Raw genomic sequence first — 8,792 nt, 5'->3', positions numbered from 1 at the left:
ATACAGACAGTGGTAGTGGTTTGCATGGATCAGTAATCCTGAACTCATTCTCACCCGGATTTTTTAACGACTGTGCATACTCAGCATTTACTTTTATAACGACCGCCTGTGCGAAAGAAAGTGGCATTAATACGGCTATCAAAAAAATAATTTTAATCATGGGTCAACGAACTCAATATGGTTTCAGGCTGTTGGCAAGAGAGATCGCCCAACAGAATCACATCTTGTTGCACTGGTTTTTTATCGATATCGACTGGCAGCTCGCATTTCAATAACCCATCTATCTCCATTCTCAGCATTGGGTTGTGTTCGCTCATCTCCACCGCAAAGAAGCCATCGGCCTCGCTGACGGTGCGGCCCGCGTGGTTGACCACCATGGCCCCCTTCAATGGCGCCCCCTGCCCATCCAGCAGGCGGCCTATCACTGTCACCGTCTTCATCACCCGCACCTGGTGATAGGCCACCCCACCCTTGTTGAGGTGATAAGGCAGCATGTTGGGGCGAATGCTCACCGAGGGCGCATCGTGTTCTGCCAGATCCAGCTGCACGGCACCACTGCGATAGGCGGTGACGGGTATCAGGTTGCGACCGGGCCGCAGCTTGATATTGCCACCCTGATCGTCATCGGCGCGCAGGGTCAGCTCGGGCATGTCAGACTCCAGGTCCACTATCATGCCCGCCTCGACCCCCTGCGGCTGACCTGTCATGGTCAGGCTGCCCTCATCACCAAACGCCAGGGTACTGTCGAGGTTGAGCCCGCCGCTCAGGGCCCGGTTATAAGAGGAAGACTGCAGGTGGGCATCACCGCTGACCAGCTCCCCCTGAAACCTGGCATAGCCCGCCGTGCCGACGCCGTAGCTGTCGGTGGTCAGGTTGGCCCCTACGCTCTGCAGGGCGCCCCACTCCAGCAACTGCTGGTAACTGAGGGAGGCGTTGCGCTCCTGCCCGCCGGAGCGGGAGGTCCGGCTGCCGATACCGATGGCCAGCAGGCTGCGATCCCCCCCCAGGTTCATGCTCAGGGAGAGCATGCCACCCCTGTCCCTCGCATTATCGATACTGATGCTACCCGGCCGGTCGAACACCGTCAGGTTCCAGCTCACCGTCTGACCAAGCAGATCGCCGTTGTAGCGCCAGCCCAGATCTGCGCCCAGCCCGCGCCCCACCTGATGGGCCAGATAGAGGTTGGCGGAGTGGCGCTCATCGAGCCGCTGCTGCAACGACAGGTTGCTCTGCTTGAGGTCGCGGCTCTCTCCGTCGGCTTGTCCCTGCTGGCGCTGCTGCTGATGGCTCAGCACCAGGCTGCCCTCGCCATAGTGATACAAGGCCTGCAGATCGAAGCCGCTGCCGAGGCCTTGAGTCGCCATCAGGTTGCCAAACAGTCGCCACTGGCTATCCAGGCTCCAGTCGGCAGAAAGACCATGCTGCCAGCGCTGGTCGATATACTGGCTGGATGCCCCAACGATCACCGAGGGGGTGAGCAGATGGTTGAGCATGACGCCGCTACTCAGCGGCTGGGCCGTCTCCTCTTCCCAGTTGCTCAGCAAGCGGGTCTGCTGGCCCACAAACAGGTTGAAGCGCCAGCTTTCATCCGGATTTTGCCAGTTCATCGGCTTGTAGATCATCTCGCTGCGCCGCTCGGTCACCTGACCATCTTCCAGCACCCGCAACTCCACCTCGTAGATGCCGGTGGGCAGTACTTTGGTATCCAGCGCCTGCAAGCCGGGGAGCACCTGTTGCGAGTTGATGAGCTGCCCATCCCGATAGATCTCCACCATGCCGGGCCGACTCGGAGTGACATAGAGCGGCGTGGTACTGGCCTGACCATGCTCTATCAACAGGGTGTCAGAGTCCCCCAGCATGACCCCCAGCACGGTCGGGGTTCCGCCGCCAAACAGGGTAGGCTGACGCACCAGACCCTGGGCATAGGGCGAGAAGTAGCCCAGCCGGTAGAAGCGCCCCTCTCCCTCGCGCTCGGCATAAAGTTGCTGCACATGGTGCTGTGCCACCTGCCCGTTGCCGGACTGGCTCACTTCCCCCTCCAGCAGTGGGGTCCACTGGCCTATGCTGCCCTGCGCCATCAGGTTGTAACGGCCACTGCGCTGCTCCCCTTCCCCCTGGGCCAGGTTCAGCTGGTTGCGCAACAGGGCGCCATAGCTGCCCCCGCTGGGCAGGCTGTAATAGCGGCTAGCGTGCACTCCCTTTTCTGCTCCCGCCGTCAGTACCGACAACTGGGAGTTTTCCAGGCTGTACTCCAGCGCCAGCACCTGATCGGCGCACTGATGCTGGCAAGGGCCCAGCAGATGAGGCTCGCTCAACACCTTGATCCAGCGCTGGCGATCCCGCTCTTCCAGCTCGCTCTCGTGGCTGCTGGTCAGGGCCAGCAGTTGCACGCTGGTGTCTTTGCCCAGCACTATCTCGCCTTCCCCCAACAGCTGCCCATCCACCAGGATGCGCACCGCCAGCGGGACGCCGAAGAAGTGATCGGCAAAGCCATCAGGCAAATCTGCGGCTTGCTGCAGCAGATCAATGGGTTGTGCAACGCGTCCCCCCGTGGCCCAGGCAGGTACGCACCACACAACCAGGATCAACAGGAAAGAGAAATACGGCACGACCTGTCTCACTCTTCTAAACGCAGACAAAAAGGCTCCCCGCGACAGGGAGCCTCCACCAGTCGGCTTATGCACCGCCTTTAGGGGCTTCCGATTCAAATATCATGTTCACCACCCCTTGGTAGTTGCCTGGCTTGTAGCCGGCGACCGGGGCATCCGCCGGGATCACTTCCAGCCCAAGCAGCTTGCCGGTCTTGGCATCATCGGCCTTCATTACTTCCGCCGAGGTGGTGCCCAAGGTGACGCCACCAATCTTGACGGTCAGGGGGATGTTGTCATTGCCGCTGGCCATCACGGCCGGGTTGGTCAGGTAGCCGGTGATAGCACCTACGGTGCTCTTGGCATCCAGCTGCTTGCTCAGCTTGTCCAGCTTCTTGGTATAAGGGTTGTAGGCCAGCTTCTGCGGCGTGCTCATCCAGTTGTCCCCGCCGGTCGGCTGAACATAAAAAGCCTCGGTCGGGATCTGGGCGGTCACAGTGACCTGATGCTCAATACGTTCGGCAGCCATCAGATTGGCCGACACCAGCATTGCCAGAGGCGCAGCTATCCATACTTTCATCACTCTCTCCTCTCTCGGATATAAGAAACATCAGTGACCAATCACCATGTTTCTGCTCTTGTCACCCTCAATCAGTTCAAACCGATAAAGGTGATCGCTCTTTTTCATCAGTTGCTTCTGCATATTTGGCAACAGATGGATTTTGCTTGGGGTGGAACAGTTTTTTTTCCGTCCATCGCACTCTTCAAAAAAATCCAGCACTATGGTGGCATTGCCTTTATTCACGACAGTGGTCATGGTGTCTGTCTTTATAAAGCGGGTATCAAAGCGACTCTCTTTTGGCATCACAAAAATAATGGCGCCAAAGCCGGTCAATATATTTACCCCGGCAGAGACTTGCTGCTGTTCCTTCTGAACCGCATTGGCATCCAGATCGAATCCATCCTCCTGTTTTGGCAACACGGGAATAAAACGTACCCTGAAATAACGCTCCTTATCCCGCTCTCCCATAAACAGCAGCCGGGTCGCCTGCACCCCATTGGCCGGAATAATCATGCGGGATGGGCTGGCGATCAGCGCCCGGCGCCCCTCGGTCAGCTCTGCCGACTCCTGAGGCTGACCCGCCGCATCGTAGGTGATCTCGTGAATAGCAACCTTGACGAAGGCGGTGGCATCACCCTGATTACGAATGCGCTTCAAATAAGTGTTCTGCTGGCCAGACATATAGTCATAAAGCGTGCCGATACTGATTTCGGCCGATGCCAGCACATTGCCGCTGAATATCAGCAACAAGATTAAATATATTTTATTCATAACGATTCCAGGCTGGTTTTTACATGCAGTTGTTTGTCTTATCAGAATTTTTGATTAGCAAAATACAAACTAACCGCATATCACTTGGGCCAGTCTATTTATAACAAGGAGGGATGTTAATCAGAATAGTCCTATATTGACTTAGCAAATTCGAGCGCATTATCAGAGGATTCCTACAGAGCATCCCCCCACCCCTTCTGTATTATCCACAGCCATACCCGTCAACAGGTGAGTGCCATGTTTGCGTTCAAAGAAGAGTTTCCGGTCAGTGACGTGGCATCCCTGACGACAGCGGACATTGCCGTGCCCTTTTATCAGCCGATCATTGGCCGGGATCGCCAGATCATCGGCTTTGAAGTGCTGGCCAGACGCTGGGAACCCCGTCAGCAGCGTTATCAGGGGATCGACTTTCCCTCCCTCAGTGATGAAGAGTCACAGCATGTGGATATCGTTATGCTCAGAGCCATTCTGCGTGACCTGCCAGCACTGGCGAAGGGGAAGTCCTGCATGCTCTCCATCAACCTCAATCCGGCACTGGGTTGTGCCACCTATCAGAACCTGTTGCTGCTGGTGCTGCTGCAGGCCCGCAAGCTGGATATCGCAATCTGGTTCGAGGTGGTGGAGTACGCCCCGCTTCAGCGTAAGGAGTTGGCCCTGATCGAGGTGCTGCGCAGCCACGGTGCTCATATCGCCTGCGATGACTTTGGCACCCAGGAGTGCAATTTTCAGCGAGTGATGGCGCTCCCCTACGAGATCATCAAGCTGGATCGCTCCCTGCTGCTGCAAGCGGCCAAGAGTAGCCATGCCTTGCGCATGCTGACCGGACTGGTGGAGTACTTGCAGCGGCTCGGCATGAAGGTGGTGTGCGAAGGGGTAGAAAACCAGACCCATATCGAGATTGCCGACCAGCTCGGCTGTGACTACCAGCAGGGTTACGCCTACGCCATGCCCTCCCCCCTCTCCCGTTGGGCCTGAGCGACAGTCTCATATCGGCGCACTATCGGCTCGCGCAGCCAACGATCTGTTGCCAAATTGCATGATGACGTGGGGGCGAGTACAATCTCGCACCCCGAATATCCGGCGTACCTTCTGTTGATGGGCCCCGGATATACCGTCATCGGGTCACGGTCCATTGAGCCGCCGTCCAGCGAGCTGGATGTTGACCGACCTCAACCAATACGGCGCCATCAGGTGGCGCCGTCCTGATTTGCAATCAGATATAAAGAGTCCGCCATGTTTAAACCAGAATTGCTCTCCCCCGCAGGTTCCCTCAAGAACATGCGTTACGCCTACGCCTATGGCGCCGATGCCGTCTATGCCGGTCAGCCCCGCTACAGCCTGCGGGTGCGCAACAACGAATTCGATCACGAAAACCTGCAGCTGGGCATCAACGAAGCCCATGCGCTGGGCAAGCAGTTCTATGTGGTGGCCAACATCCAGCCCCACAACTCCAAGCTCAAGACCTTTATCCGCGACATGCGCCCTGTGGTGGAGATGAAGCCGGATGCGCTGATCATGTCCGACCCCGGTCTTATCATGATGATGCGCGAAGCCTTTCCGGATATGCCCATTCACCTCTCGGTGCAGGCCAACGCGGTCAACTGGGCAACGGTGAAGTTCTGGCATCAAATGGGCCTGACACGTGCCATCCTCTCCCGCGAATTGTCCCTCGACGAGATCGAAGAGATCCGCATGCAGGTACCGGAGATGGAGCTGGAAGTGTTCGTCCACGGTGCGCTGTGCATGGCCTACTCCGGCCGCTGCCTGCTCTCCGGCTACATCAACAAGCGTGACCCCAACCAGGGCACCTGCACCAACTCCTGCCGCTGGGAGTACAAGGTGCACGAAGGTAAAGAAGATGACGTGGGCCAGATCGTCCACCGTCAGGAGCCGATCAAAGTGCGTCCGGACAACACCCTGGGCCTTGGCAAGCCGACCGATGCGCTGGTGCTGCTGGAAGAGTCCAACCGCCCGGGCGAGTACATGAGCGCCTTTGAAGACGAGCACGGCACCTACATCATGAACTCCAAGGACTTGCGCGCCGTCGAACACGTCGAGCGACTGACCAAGATGGGCGTTCATTCCCTGAAAATCGAAGGGCGCACCAAATCCTTCTACTACTGCGCCCGTACCGCTCAGGTTTACCGCAAGGCCATCGACGATGCGGTGGCGGGTCGTCCGTTCGATCGCAGCCTGATGGGTACCCTCGAAAATCTGGCCCACCGCGGCTACACCGAGGGCTTCCTGCGCCGTCACAACCACAGCGAGTACCAGAACTACGACTACGGCTACTCCGTCTCCGACACCCAGCAGTTTGTCGGCGAGATCACCGGTCGCAAAGGTGACATGGTCGAGGTCGAGGTGAAGAACAAGTTCCTGGTGGGCAACAATCTGGAGCTGATGACCCCGCAGGGCAACGTCCGCTTCAATCTGGAGCAGATGGAGAACCGCAAAGGGGAGCTTATCGATACCGCGCCGGGCAACGGCCACGTGGTCTATGTGCCGGTCCCGAAAGATCTGGATGTGAACTTCGGCATCCTGCTGCGTAATCTGGGCGACAGCCAGGATACCCGCAACCCGCACACGGCGGCCTGAGATGGCGCTGCTCATCACCGACAAGTGCATCAACTGTGACATGTGCGATCCCGAGTGCCCCAACCAGGCCATCAGCCTGGGTGAGGAGATCTACGAGATCGACCCCAGTCGCTGCACCGAGTGCGTCGGTCACTATGAGAAGCCGACCTGTATCAGTGTCTGCCCTATCGACTGCATCATCTGGGATCCCGCTCATGTGGAAACCGAAGATCAGCTGATGGAGAAGTTCGTGCGGATGCACCGGCAGTAACACCGGCATCAGCGTCTTCGACTCACTAACTGCATCCTCCGGGATCCTGTCCATATGGTGGAGACCGAAGAGCAGCTGATGGAGAAGTTCGTGCGGATGCACCGGCAGTAACACCGGCATCAGCGTCTTCGACTCACTGACTGCATCCTCCGGGATCCTGTCCATATGGTGAAGACCGAAGAGTAGCTGATGGAGAAGTTCGTGCGGATGCACCGCCAGTAACACCGGCATCAGCATCTGCGGCTCACTGACTGCATCCTCCGGGATCCTGTCCATATGGTGGAGACCGAAGAGCAGCTGATGGAGATGTTTGTGCGGATGCACCGGCAATGAACGTAAAAAAAGCCGAGCAATCGGCCTTTTTTGATCCTGCGGTCATGGCAATCGTCGTTACTTTTTGACCAATCGATTAAGTTCATCCAGCTCCCGCTGCTGCTCCAGCAACCGGCTCTGGGACTCCTCCAGCCTGGCCTGCTGCTTGGCAATCTTCTCCGGCTTGCCGCTAACTCTCGCCTCCTGCAGGTCAAGCAGTCGCTCGTTCACCTCTCTGCGCTGCTTGCTCACCCGCTGTTGCTGCTCCTTAAGCAGCCCCTCATCGGTACAATAGGCCTTGATATTGCGAGCGGCATGCTCCAGCCCGGCGATCTGCCCGGCATTGTTGTGCGCTTTGGCAAACACCAGCTGGTCATTAACCGCCTGCAGACGAGCCTTGCAACCGACCGCCTCACTGCCGTAGGCCTGACCCGCCAACATTAGCAATCCCGCTCCTACTACTTTCCACATTTCGATTCACCCGGTCATATTTGCGAATTGACCATAAGAGCCTCGATCCGCTGTCGGGTCAAGCCTGTAGGGAAAAGCTACGTCAGAAGTTGTGCGACATCACGCAATCCACCCCATATTGGTTCTACAATGACGCTTTTTAAAATCAGGAGTCTCTTATGAATCAACAGATTGTGGTGATTGCCAACGGCGCCCCCTACGGCAGCGAATCCCTGTTCAATGCCCTGCGTCTCTCTATCGCCCTCAATGAGCAGGGTGGCGCCAGCCTGAAGCTGTTCCTGATGTCCGATGCGGTAAGCGCGGCACTGGCCGGTCAGGCGCCAGCCGAGGGGTACAACCTGCGCCAGATGCTGGAGATCCTGCTGGCACAAGGGGTAACCATCCGTCTTTGCAAGACCTGCACCGATGCTCGTGGTATCACGGCCCTGCCACTGATCGAGGGGATTGAGGTCGGTACCATGCCAATGCTGGCACAGTGGACCCTGGCCGCCGACAAGGTACTGACCTTCTGATTTATTTCACCGGGCAGGCCGAAACCTTGGCCTCCCGGTTGCCCGCCCCGTAGAGGGCGAACACCAGCACACAGATCCCCGTCATAACGGCAAACAGCGCTGGCCCGCCCCACACCTGCAGCAACCAGCCCCCTACCAATGGCGCAAGCGCCCAACCGAGTCCGGAGAGGGCACTGGCCCCAAAGTAACTCCCCTTGAGGTGAGGCGGCGCCATCTCGTCGATCAGCACATTAAAGAGCGGGAAGAGCACCGCCTCCCCGACACTGAGCAAGAACACTGCTATTAACCAGGGCCAGTGCAGGGTGGGGCTCGACAGGGCAAACAACACCTGAGCCGCAGCTATCAGCAGGATAGAGAACTGCAGCCGCACGCTCACCCGCCAGCGCCGGGTCACGTGCAGCAGGGGAAACTGCAGCGTGATGATGGTCACGGCATTGGTGGCTACCAGCAGCGCAACCAGAGTCTCTACCTCGGGCGTCCCGGCCCGGGTCAAATATTGAATCAGCGGCGACTCTACCTGGGCATAGACCAGCATCATCAGCAGGTTGGCGAGGATAAACAGCATAAAGGCCCGATCCTGCGCCAACACCCTGAGCATGGCCCCCAGCGTGAGGCCCGCAGCAGGTTGACTGGCGCAATCACGACGAAACCCGAGCAGAAAGGCGAGCCCCAGCAAGGCGTAGCTCACCGCGGTCACCACGAAGGTCTCCTGCCGGGCCCCCAGCCCCACC

At 58.1% G+C, this 8,792-nt stretch carries 9 protein-coding genes and 1 pseudogene; 5 read left to right on the top strand and 5 right to left on the bottom strand.

The window, feature by feature from the left end:
• Positions 1 to 152: 152 nt before the first annotated feature.
• From LD28_RS0108540 to LD28_RS0108530, 3 genes are all read right to left on the bottom strand, one after another.
• The gene (locus LD28_RS0108540; RefSeq protein ID WP_050514279.1) at positions 153 to 2,609 is read right to left on the bottom strand and encodes a TcfC E-set like domain-containing protein; all 2,457 of its coding nucleotides are present in this window, start codon (positions 2,607 to 2,609) and stop codon (positions 153 to 155) included.
• Positions 2,610 to 2,676: 67 nt separating this feature from the next.
• A complete protein-coding gene (locus tag LD28_RS0108535; protein WP_033136553.1) occupies positions 2,677 to 3,168 on the bottom strand; it encodes a CS1 type fimbrial major subunit in 492 nt (163 codons plus the stop codon).
• A gap of 30 nt (positions 3,169 to 3,198) precedes the next feature.
• Positions 3,199 to 3,921 carry a hypothetical protein gene (locus tag LD28_RS0108530; protein WP_033136552.1) on the bottom strand — a complete coding sequence of 241 codons (723 nt, stop codon included), beginning with the start codon at positions 3,919 to 3,921 and terminating at the stop codon, positions 3,199 to 3,201.
• Positions 3,922 to 4,158: 237 nt separating this feature from the next.
• Here LD28_RS0108530 and LD28_RS0108525 point away from each other — a divergent pair, with 237 nt between their 5' ends.
• From LD28_RS0108525 to LD28_RS24040, 4 genes and pseudogenes are all read left to right on the top strand, one after another.
• Positions 4,159 to 4,896, top strand: coding sequence for an EAL domain-containing protein (locus tag LD28_RS0108525; RefSeq protein ID WP_033136551.1), 738 nt, complete (start codon positions 4,159 to 4,161; stop codon positions 4,894 to 4,896).
• Positions 4,897 to 5,154: 258 nt separating this feature from the next.
• The gene (gene trhP / locus LD28_RS0108520; protein ID WP_033136550.1) at positions 5,155 to 6,516 is read left to right on the top strand and encodes a prephenate-dependent tRNA uridine(34) hydroxylase TrhP; all 1,362 of its coding nucleotides are present in this window, start codon (positions 5,155 to 5,157) and stop codon (positions 6,514 to 6,516) included.
• 1 nt (position 6,517) lies between these two features.
• On the top strand, positions 6,518 to 6,766 hold the full coding sequence (locus tag LD28_RS0108515) for a YfhL family 4Fe-4S dicluster ferredoxin (RefSeq protein ID WP_005334896.1): 249 nt from the start codon (positions 6,518 to 6,520) through the stop codon (positions 6,764 to 6,766).
• A gap of 27 nt (positions 6,767 to 6,793) precedes the next feature.
• A pseudogene (locus LD28_RS24040) lies at positions 6,794 to 6,877 on the top strand (YfhL family 4Fe-4S dicluster ferredoxin); the annotation flags it as partial.
• Between the two features lie 279 nt (positions 6,878 to 7,156).
• On the opposite strand, the gene LD28_RS0108510 reads toward LD28_RS24040, so the two are convergent.
• On the bottom strand, positions 7,157 to 7,549 hold the full coding sequence (locus LD28_RS0108510; RefSeq protein ID WP_033136549.1) for a DUF1090 domain-containing protein: 393 nt from the start codon (positions 7,547 to 7,549) through the stop codon (positions 7,157 to 7,159).
• A 158-nt stretch (positions 7,550 to 7,707) separates the two neighbouring features.
• On the opposite strand from LD28_RS0108510, the gene LD28_RS0108505 reads away from it, so the two are divergent.
• Complete coding sequence (locus LD28_RS0108505) at positions 7,708 to 8,061, top strand: DsrE/DsrF/TusD sulfur relay family protein (RefSeq protein WP_033136548.1); 354 nt, start codon at positions 7,708 to 7,710, stop codon at positions 8,059 to 8,061.
• 1 nt (position 8,062) lies between these two features.
• Here the strand turns inward: LD28_RS0108505 and LD28_RS0108500 are convergent.
• Positions 8,063 to 8,792 (bottom strand): MFS transporter (locus tag LD28_RS0108500; RefSeq protein WP_033136547.1); only part of this gene is annotated, 730 nt, incomplete at its 5' end.

This window comes from Aeromonas finlandensis (assembly GCF_000764645.1).
Lineage (GTDB): Bacteria > Pseudomonadota > Gammaproteobacteria > Enterobacterales > Aeromonadaceae > Aeromonas > Aeromonas finlandensis.
This window is presented reverse-complemented; position numbering and strand designations above follow the sequence as displayed.

Excerpts from the sequence above, each read along its gene's own strand:
- LD28_RS0108535 (WP_033136553.1), bottom strand. The coding sequence starts at position 3,168 with ATGAAAGTATGGATAGCTGCGCCTCTGGCAATGCTGGTGTCGGCCAAT.
- LD28_RS0108530 (WP_033136552.1), bottom strand. The coding sequence starts at position 3,921 with ATGAATAAAATATATTTAATCTTGTTGCTGATATTCAGCGGCAATGTG.
- LD28_RS0108525 (WP_033136551.1), top strand. The coding sequence starts at position 4,159 with ATGTTTGCGTTCAAAGAAGAGTTTCCGGTCAGTGACGTGGCATCCCTG.
- trhP (WP_033136550.1), top strand. The coding sequence starts at position 5,155 with ATGTTTAAACCAGAATTGCTCTCCCCCGCAGGTTCCCTCAAGAACATG.
- LD28_RS0108515 (WP_005334896.1), top strand. The coding sequence starts at position 6,518 with ATGGCGCTGCTCATCACCGACAAGTGCATCAACTGTGACATGTGCGAT.
- LD28_RS0108510 (WP_033136549.1), bottom strand. The coding sequence starts at position 7,549 with ATGTGGAAAGTAGTAGGAGCGGGATTGCTAATGTTGGCGGGTCAGGCC.
- LD28_RS0108505 (WP_033136548.1), top strand. The coding sequence starts at position 7,708 with ATGAATCAACAGATTGTGGTGATTGCCAACGGCGCCCCCTACGGCAGC.